The 18101-nt window shown below is 28.0% G+C and carries 18 protein-coding genes; 15 read left to right on the plus strand and 3 right to left on the minus strand.

Annotated features, from left to right (window positions below; translation table 11 throughout):
- Genes modA through ELQ09_RS05305 form a run of 4 tightly spaced genes read left to right on the plus strand, consistent with a single transcriptional unit; the run spans position 1 to position 2693 of the window.
- On the plus strand, positions 1 to 750 hold the full coding sequence (gene modA, locus ELQ09_RS05290) for a molybdate ABC transporter substrate-binding protein (protein ID WP_052802222.1): 750 nt from the start codon (positions 1 to 3) through the stop codon (positions 748 to 750).
- On the plus strand, positions 747 to 1148 hold the full coding sequence (locus ELQ09_RS05295) for a TOBE domain-containing protein (protein WP_134263817.1): 402 nt from the start codon (positions 747 to 749) through the stop codon (positions 1146 to 1148). Before modA ends, ELQ09_RS05295 begins: the two co-directional genes overlap by 4 nt.
- Positions 1141 to 1815, plus strand: a complete 675-nt coding sequence (gene modB, locus ELQ09_RS05300) for a molybdate ABC transporter permease subunit (RefSeq protein WP_002936881.1) — start codon at positions 1141 to 1143, stop codon at positions 1813 to 1815. The genes ELQ09_RS05295 and modB overlap by 8 nt, the downstream gene beginning before the upstream one ends.
- Complete coding sequence (locus ELQ09_RS05305) at positions 1812 to 2693, plus strand: sulfate/molybdate ABC transporter ATP-binding protein (RefSeq protein ID WP_134224775.1); 882 nt, start codon at positions 1812 to 1814, stop codon at positions 2691 to 2693. The genes modB and ELQ09_RS05305 overlap by 4 nt, the downstream gene beginning before the upstream one ends.
- Here the strand turns inward: ELQ09_RS05305 and blaOXA are convergent.
- Genes blaOXA through surE form a run of 3 tightly spaced genes read right to left on the minus strand, consistent with a single transcriptional unit; the run spans position 2649 to position 4850 of the window.
- Entirely contained in the window at positions 2649 to 3422 is a 774-nt protein-coding gene (gene blaOXA / locus ELQ09_RS05310; RefSeq protein ID WP_134224776.1) for an OXA-184 family class D beta-lactamase, read from the minus strand. The two genes, ELQ09_RS05305 and blaOXA, sit on opposite strands and share 45 nt — an antisense overlap.
- Positions 3419 to 4084, minus strand: coding sequence for a ThiF family adenylyltransferase (locus tag ELQ09_RS05315; protein ID WP_134224777.1), 666 nt, complete (start codon positions 4082 to 4084; stop codon positions 3419 to 3421). The genes blaOXA and ELQ09_RS05315 overlap by 4 nt, the downstream gene beginning before the upstream one ends.
- Positions 4074 to 4850: a 5'/3'-nucleotidase SurE gene (surE, locus tag ELQ09_RS05320; protein WP_134224778.1), complete on the minus strand. Its 777-nt coding sequence runs from the start codon at positions 4848 to 4850 to the stop codon at positions 4074 to 4076. The genes ELQ09_RS05315 and surE overlap by 11 nt, the downstream gene beginning before the upstream one ends.
- A gap of 597 nt (positions 4851 to 5447) precedes the next feature.
- Here surE and ELQ09_RS05325 point away from each other — a divergent pair.
- From ELQ09_RS05325 to ELQ09_RS05375, 11 genes are all read left to right on the plus strand, one after another.
- Positions 5448 to 6251 (plus strand): RICIN domain-containing protein, encoded by an 804-nt coding sequence (locus tag ELQ09_RS05325; protein WP_088303862.1) that lies wholly within the window; start codon positions 5448 to 5450, stop codon positions 6249 to 6251.
- 13 nt (positions 6252 to 6264) lie between these two features.
- A complete protein-coding gene (locus tag ELQ09_RS05330; protein ID WP_070316697.1) occupies positions 6265 to 7068 on the plus strand; it encodes a cytolethal distending toxin subunit B family protein in 804 nt (267 codons plus the stop codon).
- A gap of 10 nt (positions 7069 to 7078) precedes the next feature.
- On the plus strand, positions 7079 to 7651 hold the full coding sequence (locus ELQ09_RS05335; RefSeq protein ID WP_070316696.1) for a cytolethal distending toxin subunit A: 573 nt from the start codon (positions 7079 to 7081) through the stop codon (positions 7649 to 7651).
- A 239-nt stretch (positions 7652 to 7890) separates the two neighbouring features.
- The gene (peb3, locus tag ELQ09_RS05340; protein WP_002886243.1) at positions 7891 to 8643 is read left to right on the plus strand and encodes an AcfC family glycoprotein adhesin PEB3; all 753 of its coding nucleotides are present in this window, start codon (positions 7891 to 7893) and stop codon (positions 8641 to 8643) included.
- 98 nt (positions 8644 to 8741) lie between these two features.
- The gene (locus ELQ09_RS05345) at positions 8742 to 11606 is read left to right on the plus strand and encodes a DEAD/DEAH box helicase family protein (RefSeq protein ID WP_134263818.1); all 2865 of its coding nucleotides are present in this window, start codon (positions 8742 to 8744) and stop codon (positions 11604 to 11606) included.
- Positions 11599 to 13512: a site-specific DNA-methyltransferase gene (locus ELQ09_RS05350; RefSeq protein ID WP_134263819.1), complete on the plus strand. Its 1914-nt coding sequence runs from the start codon at positions 11599 to 11601 to the stop codon at positions 13510 to 13512. The genes ELQ09_RS05345 and ELQ09_RS05350 overlap by 8 nt, the downstream gene beginning before the upstream one ends.
- A 1-nt stretch (position 13513) precedes the next feature.
- Positions 13514 to 14668 (plus strand): serine/threonine-protein kinase, encoded by a 1155-nt coding sequence (locus ELQ09_RS05355; protein ID WP_134263820.1) that lies wholly within the window; start codon positions 13514 to 13516, stop codon positions 14666 to 14668.
- Between the two features lie 122 nt (positions 14669 to 14790).
- Entirely contained in the window at positions 14791 to 15885 is a 1095-nt protein-coding gene (lpxB, locus tag ELQ09_RS05360; protein WP_052861592.1) for a lipid-A-disaccharide synthase, read from the plus strand.
- Between the two features lie 11 nt (positions 15886 to 15896).
- The gene (gene greA / locus ELQ09_RS05365) at positions 15897 to 16382 is read left to right on the plus strand and encodes a transcription elongation factor GreA (RefSeq protein ID WP_052861593.1); all 486 of its coding nucleotides are present in this window, start codon (positions 15897 to 15899) and stop codon (positions 16380 to 16382) included.
- A gap of 9 nt (positions 16383 to 16391) precedes the next feature.
- The gene (locus tag ELQ09_RS05370; protein WP_347876346.1) at positions 16392 to 17150 is read left to right on the plus strand and encodes a UDP-2,3-diacylglucosamine diphosphatase; all 759 of its coding nucleotides are present in this window, start codon (positions 16392 to 16394) and stop codon (positions 17148 to 17150) included.
- Positions 17143 to 18099, plus strand: a complete 957-nt coding sequence (locus ELQ09_RS05375; protein ID WP_070316694.1) for a chemotaxis protein — start codon at positions 17143 to 17145, stop codon at positions 18097 to 18099. The genes ELQ09_RS05370 and ELQ09_RS05375 overlap by 8 nt, the downstream gene beginning before the upstream one ends.
- The last annotated feature ends 2 nt before the right edge of the window (positions 18100 to 18101 follow it).

The following is an 18101-nucleotide window of genomic DNA, read 5'->3' on the forward strand; positions in this document are numbered from 1 at the left end:
ATGAAAAAGTTTATAGTATTTTTTGGGATTTTGTTTTTTGTTTCGTGTTTAAATGCACAAAATTTAAGTATTTTCGTGGCTTCTTCAGCTTCAAAGGCGATGAGTGAAGTTAAAGATGAGTTTTTAAAAACACATCCAAAAGATAAAATAGAATTGGTTTTTGGTGCTTCTGGAAAATATTATGAGCTTTTAAAACAAGGGAGAGAATTTGATCTCTTTTTTTCAGCAGATACTAAATATGCTAAGGCTATTTATGATGATAAAAATGCCTTAATAAAACCAAAAGTTTATGTTTTAGGAGTTTTGGCTTTGTATAGTTTGGATGAAAATTTACTCCAAGGAGGTGTTGAAAATTTAAAAGAAAAGGCAGGTAAAATCACGCATCTAAGCATAGCCAATCCTAAAGTAGCTCCTTATGGAGTAGCGGCTAAAGAAGTGCTTGAAAATTTGGATTTAAATGAGCTTTTTAAAGACAAAATCGTTTTAGGCGAAAATATCTCAGTACCTGTTTTACATGTAGATAGTAAAAATGTAGATATAGCTATAGTGGCTTATTCTTTAGTTTCTCCTATCAATCATCCTAAAGGTAAAACAAGTATTATTAATCCAAAGTATTTTAGCCCTTTAGAGCAAAGTTATGTCATTACAAAATATGCTAAGGATAAAAAATTAGCCTTTGAATTTAGTGAATTTATTAGTTCTTCAAAAGCAAAAGAGATTTTTAAAAAATACGGATTTAGCACACCATGAACCTTATAAAAGGACAAATTTGTGAACTTTTGAATCAAGAGGATATAGTTATTGTTAAAATACTTTCTAAAGAAGTGATTTTTAGTGTTTTAATGCTTGAATTAAAATCTTTAGAAAATTTAAAAATTGGTGCGAGTGTAGAACTTCTTTTTAAAGAGCATGAACTTTGTTTTAGCACAAGTAAAACTCTTTTAAGTGTTGAAAATTCTTTTTTAGCTAAAATTACAAAAATTAAAAAAGGCGAACTTTTGTATCAGGTATTTTTTGATTTTAAAGGTAATGAGCTTTCTAGTATTATCACTAAAGAAAAAGCTTTAGAACTTGAACTTTGTGAAAATCAAGAATGGTTTTGTTTTGTAAAAGCAAATGATATTGTATTAAGGAGTCATAGTGCTTGATCCAGCTTTTTTACAAACCCTTTATCTTACTTTTAAACTTGCTTTTATCACGACTTTTATTCTTTTTTTTATTGGTGTTTTTTTAGCTTATTTGTTAAGTTTTGTGCGTTTTCCTTTTAAAACAATTCTTCAAAGCTTTATTTCTCTGCCTTTAATCTTACCTCCTAGTGTTTTGGGATTTTATTTGCTTGTAACTTTTTCGGCTAATAGTTTTTTAGGGCAAGTTTTAAAAGAATATTTTAATCTTTCTTTAGTTTTTAGTTTTGAAGGTCTTGTTTTTGCTTCTTTGATTTTTTCTTTGCCTTTTATGGTAAATCCTTTACAAAGTGCCTTTTCATCGATTAATCCAAATTTGCTCGATGCTTCTTATAGTTTAGGTAAAAGTAAAATTTATACTCTTTTTAGAGTGATTTTACCTAATTCTAAAGCAGGAATTTTTAGTGCTTGTGCGATGAGTTTTGCTCATACTGTGGGTGAATTTGGAGTCGTGATGATGATAGGAGGACATAAACAAGGCGAAACTTTAGTGGCTAGTATAGCTATTTATGATGAACTTGAAATCTTAAACTATAGCTTAGCCCATCAATATGCTTTTATATTGTTTATTTTTTCTTTTTTAGTGCTTTTTAGTCTTTATTTTGTCAATAAAAAAATGAGTTTTCAATGATAAAAATTGATATCAATCATCCTATGAATACCGCTAAAGGAAGGGTGGATTTAAATTTTAAAAAAGATATAGAATCAGGAAAAATTACTGCACTTTTTGGCGAAAGTGGAGCAGGAAAAACTACTCTTTTAAAAATCATAGCAGGGCTTATAAGACCTGAATTTGGGCGTATAGAAGCAGATAATGAACTTTGGTTTGATTCTTCAAAAAATTTTAGCTTAGCTTTACAAAAAAGAAAAATTGGTTTTGTTTTTCAAGATTATGCGCTTTTTCCAAATATGAATGTAAAAGAAAACATCGCCTATGCCGCTAGTTCTAAAGCAAAGGTTAGTGAGCTTTTAGCCTTAATGGGTCTTGAAAATTTGGCTAAAATTTATCCTAAACATTTAAGCGGAGGACAAGCACAAAGAGTAGCTTTAGCAAGAGCTTTAGCAAGAGAACCAAAAATTTTGCTTTTAGATGAGCCTTTGAGTGCTTTGGATTTTAAAATGCGCGCCAATTTACAAGATGAATTGGCTAAAATTTTAGAGTATTTTAAGATAAGTACTTTATTGGTAAGTCATGATTTGGCTGAAATTTATAAGTTAAGTCATAGAATTTTAGAGCTTAAAAATGGAAATATCATTAAGGATTTTCCTAAAAATGAATTTTTTACTCATTCAAGTATTAGTGCAAAATTGCGTTTGAGTGCGACTTTACTTGAAATTAAAAAAAGTGATATTTTGGTGGTTTTAACCTTGCTTTTAAATCAAGATATTATTAAAATCACTCTTAGTGAAGAGGAATTTTTAAAAGCTTATCAAGATATAAAAATAGGCGATACTCTCATACTTTCAGTAAAAGCTTTTAATCCTATTATTGTTGAAAAAATTAGCTAAATACTTATTTAATAATTCTTCCCTTATTTTAATATTTTTAATGTCCTTTATATCAACATTTAAAGCAAAAGATAAAATTTTGTTTTTAATCTTTACAAATCCAACAATCCAAGCTAAATTGATATTATCATTAAAACCTGTTTTAGCATAAATTTTTTGGATTTTATCTTCCTTAAAAAGAATAATTTCTTTAACTTCTTCTTGATTTTTTTTAGAAAAAGGTAAAGAATTTTGCGAAAGTTTAAAAAGTAAATCAGCTTGATTTTTTGCAGAAATTTGTAAAGAATTATCTAGCCAAAAGGTATCGATTTTTGAAATTTTTGTATTTCCATAAGAAAGTTTATTTAAGCTTTCTTGCATAGTTTTAAGTCCTATGTTTCTTGCCAATTCTTTAAAAGCAGGCACTTGAGAGCATTTTATGGCTGAGCTTAAACTAGCATCTTGTTTCCAAGAGGGCAAAAATACTTTTTCACCCTTATAATGATAAAAAATTTCCTTTGTGTCTCTAACTACACCATTATCAAGTGCAATTAAAGCATTAAAAATTTTAAAAGTTGAAGCAGGAGAAAAAGCTTTTTTAGCTCTTTTAAAATCATTACTTGCATAATTTTTTCCATTAAAGACTATAAAAGTCCCACTTGTATTATAATCTTTAAAAAAATTACCAAGTATTTTATCCTCTCCAATGGCTATATTCAAAAACAATATAAATACAATAAAATTTCTCACTGCTCTTTATATCTTGATAAGACTTTTCTCATTGCTAAACTTGCTAAAACTAAGCCAAAAGAAGCTGTCACGCCCATAAAAGAACCTAAATCTTTGCAATGTGCTTCTTCATCAGAAAATACCACATCAAAATTTCCCTTAAAGCCTGATTTTCTAAGTTCATAGCGAAATTTTTTCGCTAAAGCATCACCGTAAGTTTTAAAAATACTTGTGGTTTTAATACGTGTTGGATCAAGCTTTCTAGCTCCACCTGTTGAAGAAATAAAAATTTGTTTTTTAAAATCTATAAGATGAGCTAAAGCTACTTTTGCAGGGATATCATCAATGGCATCTATGATAAGATCAAACTCGCTTAAATCAAATTTTTTTAAAAAATCTTCATCGATTTTACTGACTATACCTTTAGCCTTATAAATTCTTTCAAATACTTTAGCCTTTTCTTCGCCTATATTTTCGCTATGAATTTGGCGATTTTGATTAGTGATTTCAAATTTATCCGCATCAATTAAAGTAAGGTTTTTAAAACCGCTACGATAAAGTGTATCAACGCAAATTCCACCCACTCCACCAAGTCCGCAAACCAAAACTTTTGTTTGTGAAATTTTTTGAAATTTTTCTTCTCCAACTAGCCATTTTATACGTGTAAATCTATCATTCATCATTTGCCTTTAACCATTTTTTAACTTTTTTCATTCTTTCATAAGCTGTAAGATCCAGCATTATAGGGGTTATTGTAGCGTAGCCTTTTTTAAGTAAGGCAATATCGCTATTTTTCTCATCTTCAAAGTCTAAATTCGCCGCTGCAAGCCAATAATACTCAACTCCTCTCGGATTGACATTTGAGTGAGCTTCAAAATTATAAACCCTTTTGCCCGCTTTACAAATTTTAATGCCTTTGATTTTTGATTTTGCAGGAAAATTGATATTTAAAAATTCTTTTTTTTCCAAAGGAAAACCTTTATCAAAAATATTTTGAATGATTTTTTTGGTAATTTTTAAAGCATTTTTATAGTCTAGTTCTTTTTCACTTTTTTTATAAAATTGAGAAAGAGCGATAGCAGGAATTCCTTGTAAAACCGCCTCCATAGCTCCTGCACAAGTTCCTGAGTAAGTAATATCTTCCCCTACATTTGCTCCTTTGTTAATCCCACTGATTACAAGATCAGGCAAGCGTGTTTTATAAAGTGCGTGAAGTGCAAGATAAACACAATCTGCAGGAGTACCATCATCAAGTTTGTAAAATCTTTTTCCTACTTTAACAAAGCGTAAGGGTTTTGTTAAAGTTATAGAGTGCGAACAGGCTGATTTTTCAGTAGCAGGAGCTACTATGGTAATTTTAACTTTAAATTCTTTTTTTAACATTTTGACAAGCTTTTTAAGTCCTTCGCTCTCATAACCATCATCATTGGTAATTAAAATTCTTTTCATTCTTACCCTTTTTTTAAGTATTTTAACATAAAAAGCCTTAAGTACAAGTATAGATTAAATTTCTACTACTAATTTTACTAATACTTTTATATTCCTTATCTCTAATTCAATTTAATAAAGCTAATCCATAAAATCAGCATAGGAATTAGACTTTGATTTTTGCTATTTAGTTTAAAATTTTCACCTATAAATGTAAATAATTTCTCTAACATTCAACCATATAATAAAAAATATAATAATTATCTATACTTTTTAATTTTAATACAATATCTTGTTAAAATCCAGGAACACTTAATTTCAATCTTCCTAGTTTTAGAGATTATAAACACTAATATCAACTCTCTATAAATAGTACTTTCAAAATTCAAATTATCTCAATCACAAAGCCTTTAGTCTATTATCAATTTTCTTTATTTTGCTTCAAAACTTTACTTAATTTCATTTATTACCAAACTGTCTGCATTACTTATAAATATTGATATCACTTACTATTTTTATTCTTTACATATATTTAAAAAATTAAATAAATTATAAATTTTATATCTTTTTAAAAAATATATTAATATACTTACAATATTTTTGCTTCAAGGAGAAAAAATGCAAAAAATTAATCTTGTAATAATATTAAGCTTGTTGTTATTATTTTTTATTGGATGTTCCTCTAAAGAACTCAATCCTTTAGGGCGTTCTTATGGTAAATTATATGATAGCGATCCTCTTAAAATAGGAAAAAAACCTACAATACCAGCTAAACAAGAAATTCCTGCATTAATTGATGACACAAACCTAATTCCAGCAGATATCCCGTTAGAACCACCTTTAATAAAATTAAATACTTTTAAAGATAATAGTAGTAGTATTAAAGGACCTTTGCCAAGATTAAAATCAAATGGCGAATTTAATGATGCATCTGTATATGAAAATAGAGGATATCCAAGCGATTTCGTGACTATTATGGGTCCTTCAGGAGCTGCTTTAACTGTTTGGGCATTAAGACCGGGAAATTGGATATGGGGTTATAATCTATACTCAAGCATACCTTTTGGAGATGCAAATATATGGCAACTTATAGAATTTCCTAATAATAAGGTTATGATTAAAAATGCCAAAACACTAACTTGTTTAAATGCTTATGGGGAAGGAATTGTTCATTATCCTTGCGATCAAAGTAATTATGCACAATTTTGGAAACTTTATCCTATGAGCAATGGAGCTTACCAAATTCAAAATTTTGCAACTCAAAAATGTATTCAAACTCCCATACAAGATGTGATGCATGAATTCAATTTCTCTTTTTATGATATATATACAACAGACTGTTTAAAATCAGGTGAAAAAAATCTAGATAGACAATGGTATATAACAGCACCTACTTTTGCTTCTCATAGACCGTATAGATAAAATGGAGTTTAATATGAAAAAAATATTTTTATTGGTTTTTAGTATAAATTTACTTTTTGGAGCCTTGGAAGATTATAATGTTGGAACATGGAATTTACAAGGCTCTTCAGCAGCAACAGAGAGCAAATGGAATATTAGCATTAGACAACTTGTCACAGGAGATAATCCTATGGATATTCTTGCTATTCAAGAAGCAGGGGTTCTCCCTACTACTGCAGTAATGACACAAAGACAAGTTCAACCTGTTGGAATAGGTATTCCTATTCACGAATATGAATGGAATTTAGGCACCTCATCTCGTCCAAATTCTGTTTTTATATATTACTCAAGAATAGACGTAGGCGCAAATAGAGTTAATATGGCTATAGTCAGCAGAAGACAAGCTGATGAAGTTATAGTTTTACCTCCTCCAACTGTAAGCTCACGACCTATTATAGGAATTCGTATAGGAAATGATGCTTTTTTTAGTATCCATGCTTTAGCAAGAGGTGGTAATGATGCAGGAGCTATAGTAACAGCTATAGATGCTCATTTTAGAAATATGCCTCAAATAAACTGGATGATTATGGGCGATTTTAATAGAAATCCAGGATTATTAGCACCCTTGCTAGATGCTGATTTAAGATCAAGAATCTCTTTTGTTACCCCTTCTTCTTTTACACAAGCAAGCGGCGATGTTCTTGATTATGCCATTACTGGAAATTCTGATATAAGTAGAAGATATAGTCCGCCATCAATACTTGCTATACTAGCTTTTGCAGGTCTTAGAACCTTTTTAGCATCAGACCACTTTCCAGTAAATTTTAGAAAATTTTAAAGGTAATACCATGAAAAAAATTTTTGTTTTAATTTTTATTTTTTTAAGTTTATCTAGATCAATTGAACAACCAGGCGACTTGTCTGATTTTACCCCTATGTTTGCCATAAGATCTTTAGAAACAGGAATTAGTTTAAGTCCATTCAGAGAAACTTCTCAGAAACTTGAAGATCAAAATTGGATTCTAAGAGAAATTATACTTAATGACAAATTAAAACAAAGGGATGAATTAGCAAAAGAGTTACCTTTTGGTTATGTGCAATTTGTTAATCCAAGCGATAGTGATTTATGTTTAGCAATACTAGAAAGTGGGTTTTTTGGAGGAAAATCTTGTACAAAAGATTTAGAAGATGAAAAATTAGAAACTGTATTCTCTATTATGCCGACAACAGGACCAGCAGTTCAAATTAGATCTTTAGTTGAAGGAGGAAGAGAGTGTATGGTAACATTTTATAATCCAAATGTCGCTATAGAAAATCGCTTTGGCATACAACCTTGCACTTTGGATCCAGCTTTATTTTTAGATTTAAATGAATTAATGTTTTTTACTCCAGCTATTATAGAAGCAACCCCTATTTATTAATTATACATTTGTAAACCAAAAATTTCGGTTTACAATATTATTAAAATAATACCAAATCTATTCTAATTTATATCTATGATTTTAATAATAAACAATACTTCATTTACAATTTTATTTTATAAAAAATTAATATTTATTATACATTAGTAATATTTTTATTACATTATAACTATTTATTAACATATAATTTCTAAAATCTCACCTTCAATCAATAAAAATTTATCATAAAAGGAAATACTATGAAAAAAATTATTACTTTATTTGGTGCATGTGCCTTAGCTTTTAGTATGGCAAATGCAGATGTAAATCTTTATGGACCAGGTGGCCCACACACGGCCTTAAAAGATATAGCAAGTAAATATAGCGAAAAAACAGGCGTTAAAGTAAATGTAAATTTTGGCCCTCAAGCGACTTGGTTTGAAAAGGCTAAAAAAGATGCAGATATTTTATTTGGTGCTTCAGATCAATCGGCTTTAGCTATAGCGAGTGATTTTGGGAAAGATTTTAATGTGAGTAAAATCAAGCCTTTGTATTTTAGAGAAGCCATCATACTTACTCAAAAAGGCAATCCTTTAAAAATCAAAGGTTTAAAAGATTTGGCCAATAAAAAAGTAAGAATTGTTGTGCCTGAAGGTGCTGGAAAGAGTAATACTTCTGGAACGGGAGTTTGGGAAGATATGATAGGTAGAACTCAAGATATAAAAACCATACAAAATTTTAGAAACAATATCGTAGCTTTTGTTCCAAATAGTGGAAGTGCAAGAAAGCTTTTCGCACAAGATCAAGCCGATGCTTGGATCACTTGGATTGACTGGTCAAAAAGCAATCCTGACATAGGAACTGCCGTAGCTATAGAAAAAGATTTGGTTGTTTATAGAACTTTTAATGTGGTAGCTAAAGAAGGTGCGAGCAAAGAAACACAAGATTTTATTGCTTATTTAAGTTCTAAGGAAGCTAAAGAAATTTTTAAAAAATACGGCTGGAGAGAATAAACCTTCATACACGCTTTTTAGCGTGTATTCTTGCATAACTTCTTTTAATTAAGCCAAAATAAGATAAAATGTTTAAAATATTTTATCGGAAAATGTGAATGATTTTTGAAAAACAAGAGTATCAAGTTAAGTGCATAGATAATATTATCACACTTTTAAAGAATTTTGATTTTAAAAGACAGGATAATTTAAAAGAATGTTTGAAAGAATTTTATAAAAACACCTTTTTACCGGTGCAAAATATAAGTGATAAATTAAATTTAGATATTTTAATGGAAACGGGCACAGGTAAGACTTTTACTTATTTAAATTTGATATTTGAACTTCATAGGCAATTTAAGCAAAATAAATTCATTATTTTTGTTCCAAGAAAAGCAATTTTAGAAAGCGTAAAACAAAATATAGAACTCACAAAAATTTATTTTTATTCAGAATATCAAAAATATTTAAAAGCCTATTACTACTCAGATGGTAAGAGTCAGAGTGCTATTATTAATCACTACATTAACAATAAAGATGAACTTTCGGTATTGGTTTTAACCAATAGTGCTATTGATAAAAAAACCAATTTGCTTAATCAACAAAATGAAAGTTTATTTAAAAGTTTATCTGAATTCAAAAGCGTTTTTGAAAATATCATAGATTTAAAACCTATTAGTATTATTGATGAGCCTCATTTACTTAAAGGAAAGGCTTTTAATGAATATTTTTCAAAAATAAATTCACTTTATTTTCGCTTTGGGGCGACTTTTCCAAAAGAAAAAGATTATGAACTTAGCAATATGATCTATTGTCTTGATTCTATATCTGCTTTTAAAGAATATCTTGTAAAACAAGTCAAAGTACATACTTTAGGAGTAAATACAAACAATATTTTTCTTAAAGAGTATAAAAATAAAAAAGCAATTTTTACCTATACTTTAAATGGCATAGAAAGAGAAGAAACAATAAAGTTACAAGATAGTTTTTCTCTTTTAAATAATGCCATTTTAACGCAAGTAAAGGATAATAAAGCTTATTTTAATGATGAAACTATTATCGAGAAAAAAGAAAGTTATGTTTTAAACAATGATGAAATTAAAGAACTTTTAAAAAAAGCGATTGACTTGCATTTTGAAAAGGAAGAAAAACTTTTTAAAAAGGGTATCAAAGCTTTAAGTTTGTTTTTTATCCCGAACATCACAGATTTTAGGGGAGAAAGTCCTTTTATTAAAAATACTTTTGAAGAACTTTACAAAGAAAAACGCAAGGAAATTTTAAAGCTAAATTTAGATGTTCGATACAAAGAATATTTAGAAAAAGACTTTGATGAAGCAGGAAATTTAAGAGTTCATCAAGGCTATTTTAGTGGCGATAAAGGAAGTCCTGATGAAAAAGAAGCTAATGGAGTAAAGCTTATTTTAGAAGAAAAAGAAAAATTACTTTCTTTTGATACTTCTTTGCGTTTTATTTTCAGCGTTTGGGCTTTGCAAGAAGGCTGGGATAATCCAAATATTTTTACTTTAACCAAACTTTCAAATTCTTCTTCTCAAATTAGCATTCATCAACAAGTGGGGCGTGGTTTAAGACTTTGTGTTAATAATAAAGGCAAGAGAATTACGCATAATTATTTAGATTTTGATGACAATCAATTTTATGATATTAATTATCTTGATATTTTAGTGAGTGCAAGAGAAATTGATTATATAGAAAATTTGCAAAAAGAAGTTTTAGATTCTAGTTTTAGATTTGATAGTCAAACACTAGAAAAAAACTTTCTTGAGAATTTATTAAATGTAGATTTAGCTAGTGATTTAATTTATCTTTTAAAAAAATCAAAATTAATTTCTTACAATGAAGAACAAAGTAATTATAAAATCTTATCTCCTATATATGAAAGTATAAAGGATAATGAAGAGTTTAAAGAACTTTTAGGCGATAAATTTGATAAATTCTTAAATATATTTAAAGAAAATTCAAACAACACTCATGAGCAAATCATCAATGCTAAAAATCAAGATAATAAGGTCAAAATAAGAACGCATTTAGCCAAAGATTTTAAAGAGCTTTGGGAAAAAATTAATAAAAAAGCACAAATAATTTATCAAAACATAAACGAACAAAGTATTATAGATGAAGTTATACTAGCTTTTAATGCTTTAAATATAGAAAAAGAACGCGTGTATTATGAAAGAAAACTTTTTGACGCTAAGCAAAATTCTATCATCACTGAAGAAATTAAAACCTTGGAAGAAATTGATTATAAAAAAAGCCTTTACCAAGAAATACAAAATTTGCTTTTAAATTTCAGTAAAGATGAAAAATTTCCTTTAGTATTTTTGCTAAAAATTTATGAAAAACTTGATAAAACTAAATTTGAAAACTCTCCAAAAAAAGCTTTTAATAGCCTAAAAAACATCATCAAAGATAAAATTCATCATAGTTTATTACACTCTATAAATTATGAATTTTCTCTTCATGCTTTTTCAAATTCTTATGAAAATTTGATAGAAAATGGTGAATTTAAAGAAAGTATCGCTATGCAAAAATTAGGGCGTTACAAAGATGATGAAGAACCGGCTAAAAATTATCTTTATGAAAGTGTGATTTATGATTCTAATATAGAAAAAGAAATCATCAAAGAAAATCATGAAATTATCGAAACTAAAACGATAAAAGTTTTTGCCAAATTACCAAAACTTAGCATCCCTACACCTTATAAAAACTATGAACCTGATTTTGCTTATTTTTTAGAAGATCAAAAGGGTAAAAAAATCTTTTTTGTATGCGAAAGTAAAGGCTATGATAAAGAAAGTGATATCGCATTAAATGAAAGAAAAAAGATAGATTATGCTAGAGTGTTTTTTCAAAAATTAGATGAGAATTTAAAAAATGAAAATATAAAAATTATTTTTAACACAAGGATAAATAAACAAAAATTAATTCATTGTATCAATGAAGTTTTAAAGGAAAATAATGCTTGATATAAATAAAATCAAAAAAGAAAATTTAATCAATACAAAAGAAAATAAAAATGAACTTTTAGAGTATTTAAAGCTAAATTTCCCACAAACCATAAAAGATGGACAAGTCGATTTAAAGGCTATTGCTATGCTTTTAGGCTTAAATAATAAAGAAATTAGAGGTTATGAGTTAAGTTTCACAGGCAAAGCTTTAGCAAATGCTCTTTACGATACTCCAAATACTAAAGAATTAAAATTTCATAAGAGTTTAAGCAAAAACTTTGAAACTACTAAAAATGCTATCATAAAAGGGGATAATCTTCATGCCTTAAAACTTTTAAAATCCGCTTACTATGAAAAAATAAAAATGATTTATATCGATCCGCCTTACAATACTAAAAATGATAAATTTATTTATAATGATGATTTTGTAAAAGAGCATAAAAAACTTTTAATAGAAGTTGGACTTTTAGAAATCACAGAAGAAGGTGAAGAAATCAGAAGTAAAATTTTAAATTTTTTCATCAATACTAGGGGCGATAGAAGTCATAGTGCATGGCTTGGCTTTATGCTACCACGCCTTAAACTTGCTAGAGATTTGCTAAGAGAAGATGGAGTAATATTTATAAGCATTGATGATAACGAACAAGCAAATTTAAAGATTCTTTGTGATGAGATTTTTGGGGAAGAGAATTTTGTGGCAAATATTGTTTGGCATAAAAAAGATAATGCTTCATTTTTAGGTAAAAATATTGTAGATTTAATTGAATATATTTTAATTTATAGAAAAAGTGAAACTTTTGAAGGTACAAGAGATGCACTTATTGATCCAAAAGGTCATAGAGAGTTAATTATAAAATCATCTAATGTAAGTGAAAGAATTTTAGATAAAAATTTTTGTATATTTGAAAATGGAAAATTTAATGGTTTATTAAAAAGGGGTGAGTATGGATCAAAACAATTTAATATAGAAATTTTAAAAGATGTAGAGATAACAAATGGAATTGCTAAAGATGATATTCAAATTAAAGGTAGATTTTGCTGGTCTCAACAAAAAATTGATGATGAAATAAAACAAGGTGGAAAAATTGAAATTAAATCTATAAAAGGAATGAAACCTATATTTTATAAAAATTTTGGTAAAGACATCCCCTTCCGTCCTATGCGAAATTTATTAAGCAAAAAAATAGAAGAGGATGTTTATACAAATAATGATGCTGCAGAAGAAATTAAAAAAATTTTTGAACTCCCGATTTTTAACTATTCAAAACCTTCAAAATTAATTAAAAAATTTATAAAAAATGTTACTAAAAACGATGATATTATCCTAGACTTTTTTGCAGGTAGTGGCACGACAGCACAAGCGGTAATGGAACTCAACGCAGAAGATAATGGAAATCGTAAATTTATTCTAGTGCAACTTGATGAAAAAATCGATGAGAATAAAAGTAAAGTGGCTTATAATTTTTGTAAAAATAAACTAGGAAGCGAAAACCCAGTTATTAGCGATATAACCATTGAAAGAGTTAAAAGAGCGGGTGAGAAAATTTTAAAAGAAAATAGGGATAAAAATTTAGATTTAGGCTTTAAAGTATTTTCTCTTGTAGAAAAACCTGAACTAACAAAAGATGATTTAAATGCTTTAAATTTAAAATATCACGAACATTTAACCCCTTATGAAAAAGCTTTGAATTTAGCCTTACTAGATGGTAAGACTTTAGACAAAGACTTAAAAATGATTTTAAAAGATAAACTTTATGAGTGCGAAGATTGTTTTTATATAGTAAATTGCGATGATGAAGTTTTAGAATTTTTAAGAAAAACACAAAATGAAAATGTGTATATTAATGGATATGATGATATAAATTTAGAAGATTATTTAAACCTAGAAAGCTTTTTAAAAGAACGCTTGAAAGTGGTGTATTAAGATGGGCCAAGAAATTATTAAATTTATTAAGCAAAAAGATTATGAAAAAATTACTTTCTTAGATGAAGGATCATTTGGTAAGGTTTTATTGATTAGAGATGTTTTTATTGATGAGCTTTTTGTTGTAAAAAAATATGATCCAGATGATATACTAGATGAAAATAATAAGAAAAGATTTTATAAAAATTTTTTAGATGAGATAAAAATTTTATACAAGTTAAATCATAAAAATATTGTTAGAATTTTTAATTATTATCCTTATGAAAATATTTATACAGCTTATATTATAATGGAGTATATACAAGGGAAAAATATTAAAGAGTATTTTGATGATGAAAATAACTTGGAGAATTTAAATTCTATTTTTATACAACTAATTGAGGTCTTTGCCTATATAGAAGAAAAAGGCATTATACATAGGGATATAAGAGAAAAGAATATTCTTATAGATGCTGACGGGGTAGTTAAAGTTATTGATTTTGGTTTGGGAAAGGTTTTTGATATAAGTAAAAACGAAGATACCCTAAATTCAATTATAAATAGAAATGATGTTGATACTTTACCAGAAGAGTATTTTCAAAAGGAATATACAATTCAAACTGATATTTATTATTTAGGTGATTTGGTTTATAGACTTATTAATAACTTAGCAGAAAATAAACATAATTTTGAATATTTTAATATTTTAAATAAAATGATTAAAAAAGAAAAAAAATTTCGTTACCAAAGTTTTGCAGATATAAAGAGAGAGTTAAACAAAGAAAATTTTGTTAATTTAAAAATTAGCCAAGAAGATAAAGCGATTTATAATATTTTTTCAAATTATATTATTGGTTATATTGATTGTTTTATAGGAGAGCCTGTATTAAATGCTAATATAAATGAAATTCTAGGAGAAATTGATAAGGTTATTCAAAGAAATTCTTTTAATGAGTATATTGAAAACAATTCTAAACTTATAAACATAATCATTAAAAATGATTTTCATACACAGCAATATCCTAGTTCTATCAAATGTGAAGAGTTGGATAAATTTTATAAGTGGTTTAAAGCGTTAAATGGCAAAATGCAAAAACTTGTTTTAGATAATCTTGAAGAGAAAATATCTCAAATTCCTTTTATATCAAAAAACGATGATTTTGCCTTGCCTTTTTAATTATATAAACTAAGCAAGTATAAATTTATCAAATAATGAAGTTAAGATAATATGAAATTAAAACTATTAAAATATTAAAAAATCGGTTGTGATATTTCCTTAAGAAATAAGAAAGAGTAAAAATGAAAACCTTTTTAGTTTGCGCTTTAGAGCCTTCAGCAAATTTGCATTTAAAAGAAGTTTTAAAAGCTTATAAAAAAGATTTTGGTGAATTTGAACTTCATGGGATTTATGATGAGAGTTTATGCAAAGAATTTGATTTAAATTCTAAACCACTTTATAGCTCACATGAATTTAGTGCTATGGGTTTTATAGAAGTTTTACCTTTGATTTTCAAAGCAAAAAAAGCTATAAAAGAACTTGTAAATTTAAGCTTTACTCAAAAAATAAATGGGATTTTATGTATAGATTCGCCCGCTTTTAACATACCTTTTGCCAAGGCTTTAAAAAAAGCAGGCAGTAAAATTCCACGCATTTATTATATCTTGCCTCAAGTTTGGGCGTGGAAAAAAGGTCGCATACCTATCATAGAAAGTCATTTTGATATTTTAGCTTCTATTTTACCCTTTGATAATCAGTTTTTTAACAAAAGCACTTATGTAGGGCATCCACTCTTAGATGAGATAAAAGAATTTAAAAATCAAGAAGATATTAATCATACATTTTCAAAAAAAGATGATGAAAAAACTATAGCCTTTTTACCAGGTTCAAGGCGTAGTGAAATTAGGCGTTTGATGCCTATTTTTAAAGAACTTTCTCAAAAATTTAAGGGTGAAAAAATTCTTTGTGTTCCCCCATTTAATCTTGAAAAATTAGAAATTTATGGTGATATTAGTGAATTTAAAATAGAAAGTAACACTCCAAAAGTGCTTAAAAAAGCTGATTTTGCCTTTATTTGTAGTGGAACGGCTACTTTAGAAGCAGCTTTAGTGGGAACTCCTTTTGCTCTTGCTTATAAGGCAAAGGCTATTGATATTTTTATCGCAAAACTTTTTGTAAAATTAAAACACATAGGACTTGCAAATATTTTTTGTGATTTTGCTAAAAAAGAAGCTTTAAATCCTGAATTTTTACAAGATAAAGTTAATGTTTTAAATTTATATGAAGCTTATAATAAATATGATTATAAGGCATTTTTTGCTAAAGTTGATTTTTTAAAAGAATATTTACAATTTGGAAGTGCTAAAAATTTAGCAAAAATCCTAAGCGAAATATAAAAGGATAAATCATGCAAAAAGAACCAATGAGTCAATTTGGCTATGATAAATTAGCCGCAGAATTAAAAGATTTAAAAGACAATCAACGCCCTGCCGTTGTAATAGAAATCGATACAGCAAGGAGTCATGGGGATTTGAAAGAAAATGCGGAATACCATGCTGCAAGAGAAAAACAAGCTTTGATAGAAAGTCGTATTGTAGAGCTTAGTGACTTGCTAGCAAGAGCTCAAGTGATCGATCCTTCAAGCTATGAACATGATAGTGTGAAATTTGGTTCAAGTGTTGTGATCATGGATTTGGATACAGAAAAAGAAAATAAATATACTTTAGTAGGAATTTGCGAAGGAGATTTAGATAAGGGTTATATTTCCATCGCATCTCCAATAGCAAAAGCTATGCTTGGGAAAAAAGAAGGAGATGATTTTAAAGTGCGTTTGCCAAAAGGTGAGAGTGAATTTGAAATCCTTTCTATAAATTATGAGCCTTTGAAATTTTAAGGATAAAAAATTTTACTACAAAATGGAGCGATTTTAATCGCGGATGCTCATGAAAATGAACAAAGAAAGGGATTTTGGGAATTTTTACAAGCCTTAAAGAAAGGTAAAATTTCCACCCCTCAACTCATACTCATGGGTGATATTTTCGATTTGCTTATAGGCGAAATCTCTGCTACACATGAATTTGCTAAACCTTACATAGAACTTTTAGAAGAATTGGCCTTAAAAATTGAAATTATCTACTTAGAAGGCAATCATGATTTTAATCTTTCTTGTTTTTTTAAAAGGGTAAAAATTTTTAACTTACAAGAGCAGCCCATAAAGCTTAATTTGCATACAAGTAAAGGTAATAATCTTGTTTTAAATAATGCTTTTATAAAATTAGCTCACGGAGATATTTTTTTACCACCTCTTTTACAATTTACTCTTAAAACATTAAGAAATCATTATTTGCTTATATTTTTGAATTTTTTAAATATTATTACTTGTAATTTTATTTCAAATAAAATTCTTCAAAATCAAAACAAAAAAAACCTTTTTTATCAAATAAAAGATTTTGAAAATTTAGCGAAAAAAAGATATGAAAGATATGAAAATTTAGGATTTTGGGTATGTGAAGGACACTATCATCAAAATCAACAAATCAACAAAGAAAACATTAAATATCTTAACTTAGCTAGTTTTGCATATGAGAGAAGTTTTTTTGTAGTAGAATATCAGCAAGAAATCAAATTTCGAGAACAGAAATTGAGGGGTCAAAATGTTTGATGAAAATATCGTGAAAACGGGTTCAAATGAATTGGAGCTTGTCGATTTCCGTATCTTTAAGCAAGGACACGATAAAGTCTATGAAGGAATTTATGGTGTAAATGTTTCTAAGGTAAGGGAGATTATAAAAATCCCAAGCCTTACAGAACTTCCAGGTGTACCTGATTACATCGAAGGTATCTTTGATCTTCGTGGCGTGGTTATACCTGTAGTCAATCTTGCCAAATGGATGCAAATCACTGAGCCAGAAAGCACTATGCTAAAACCTAGAGTTATTATTACTGAATTTAGCAATATTCTTATTGGTTTTATAGTTCACGAAGCAAAAAGAATTCGTAGAATAAACTGGAAAGATATAGAACCAGCAACTTTTTCTACAGGATCAGGTGCTTTAGATAAAGGTAAAATCACAGGTGTAACACGCATTGAAAATGATGAAGTGTTGCTAATTTTAGATCTTGAAAGTGTTGTTGAAGATTTAGGAATTTACGCTCCAAAAACAGATATAGATTTTGGAAAAATAGAAAAATTTACTGGAACAGCACTTATACTTGATGACAGCATGACTGCTAGAAAACGCGTCAAAGAAATGATGCAACAGATGGGCTTTCAAGTTGTTGAAGCTAAGGACGGCGTAGAGGGCATAAACAAATTAGAAGAATTAAGCCAAGTTTATGGTGAAAGTTTAAATGATACTTTAAAAATTATAGTAAGCGATGTCGAAATGCCACAAATGGATGGTTTCCACTTTGCTGCACGCATTAAAGAAGATCCAAGATTTAAAGATATTCCTATAGTCTTTAACTCGTCTTTATCAAATGAATTTATGAATGAGAAAGGTGTTCAAGAAGCTGGTGGAGAAGGTTATCTTGTCAAATTTAACGCTAGCGATTTCTTCAATGAAATTGCAAAGGTTATTAAAAAACATCAATCTCAAGAACAGGGGTAAAA

Origin of the sequence: Campylobacter sp. CH186, assembly GCF_004378925.1 — a bacterium.
GTDB lineage: Bacteria > Campylobacterota > Campylobacteria > Campylobacterales > Campylobacteraceae > Campylobacter_D > Campylobacter_D jejuni.

Excerpts from the sequence above, each read along its gene's own strand:
- modA (WP_052802222.1), top strand. The coding sequence starts at position 1 with ATGAAAAAGTTTATAGTATTTTTTGGGATTTTGTTTTTTGTTTCGTGT.
- ELQ09_RS05295 (WP_134263817.1), top strand. The coding sequence starts at position 747 with ATGAACCTTATAAAAGGACAAATTTGTGAACTTTTGAATCAAGAGGAT.
- ELQ09_RS05305 (WP_134224775.1), top strand. The coding sequence starts at position 1,812 with ATGATAAAAATTGATATCAATCATCCTATGAATACCGCTAAAGGAAGG.
- ELQ09_RS05315 (WP_134224777.1), bottom strand. The coding sequence starts at position 4,084 with ATGATGAATGATAGATTTACACGTATAAAATGGCTAGTTGGAGAAGAA.
- surE (WP_134224778.1), bottom strand. The coding sequence starts at position 4,850 with ATGAAAAGAATTTTAATTACCAATGATGATGGTTATGAGAGCGAAGGA.
- ELQ09_RS05325 (WP_088303862.1), top strand. The coding sequence starts at position 5,448 with ATGCAAAAAATTAATCTTGTAATAATATTAAGCTTGTTGTTATTATTT.
- ELQ09_RS05330 (WP_070316697.1), top strand. The coding sequence starts at position 6,265 with ATGAAAAAAATATTTTTATTGGTTTTTAGTATAAATTTACTTTTTGGA.
- ELQ09_RS05335 (WP_070316696.1), top strand. The coding sequence starts at position 7,079 with ATGAAAAAAATTTTTGTTTTAATTTTTATTTTTTTAAGTTTATCTAGA.
- peb3 (WP_002886243.1), top strand. The coding sequence starts at position 7,891 with ATGAAAAAAATTATTACTTTATTTGGTGCATGTGCCTTAGCTTTTAGT.
- ELQ09_RS05345 (WP_134263818.1), top strand. The coding sequence starts at position 8,742 with ATGATTTTTGAAAAACAAGAGTATCAAGTTAAGTGCATAGATAATATT.
- ELQ09_RS05350 (WP_134263819.1), top strand. The coding sequence starts at position 11,599 with ATGCTTGATATAAATAAAATCAAAAAAGAAAATTTAATCAATACAAAA.
- ELQ09_RS05355 (WP_134263820.1), top strand. The coding sequence starts at position 13,514 with ATGGGCCAAGAAATTATTAAATTTATTAAGCAAAAAGATTATGAAAAA.
- lpxB (WP_052861592.1), top strand. The coding sequence starts at position 14,791 with ATGAAAACCTTTTTAGTTTGCGCTTTAGAGCCTTCAGCAAATTTGCAT.
- greA (WP_052861593.1), top strand. The coding sequence starts at position 15,897 with ATGCAAAAAGAACCAATGAGTCAATTTGGCTATGATAAATTAGCCGCA.
- ELQ09_RS05375 (WP_070316694.1), top strand. The coding sequence starts at position 17,143 with ATGTTTGATGAAAATATCGTGAAAACGGGTTCAAATGAATTGGAGCTT.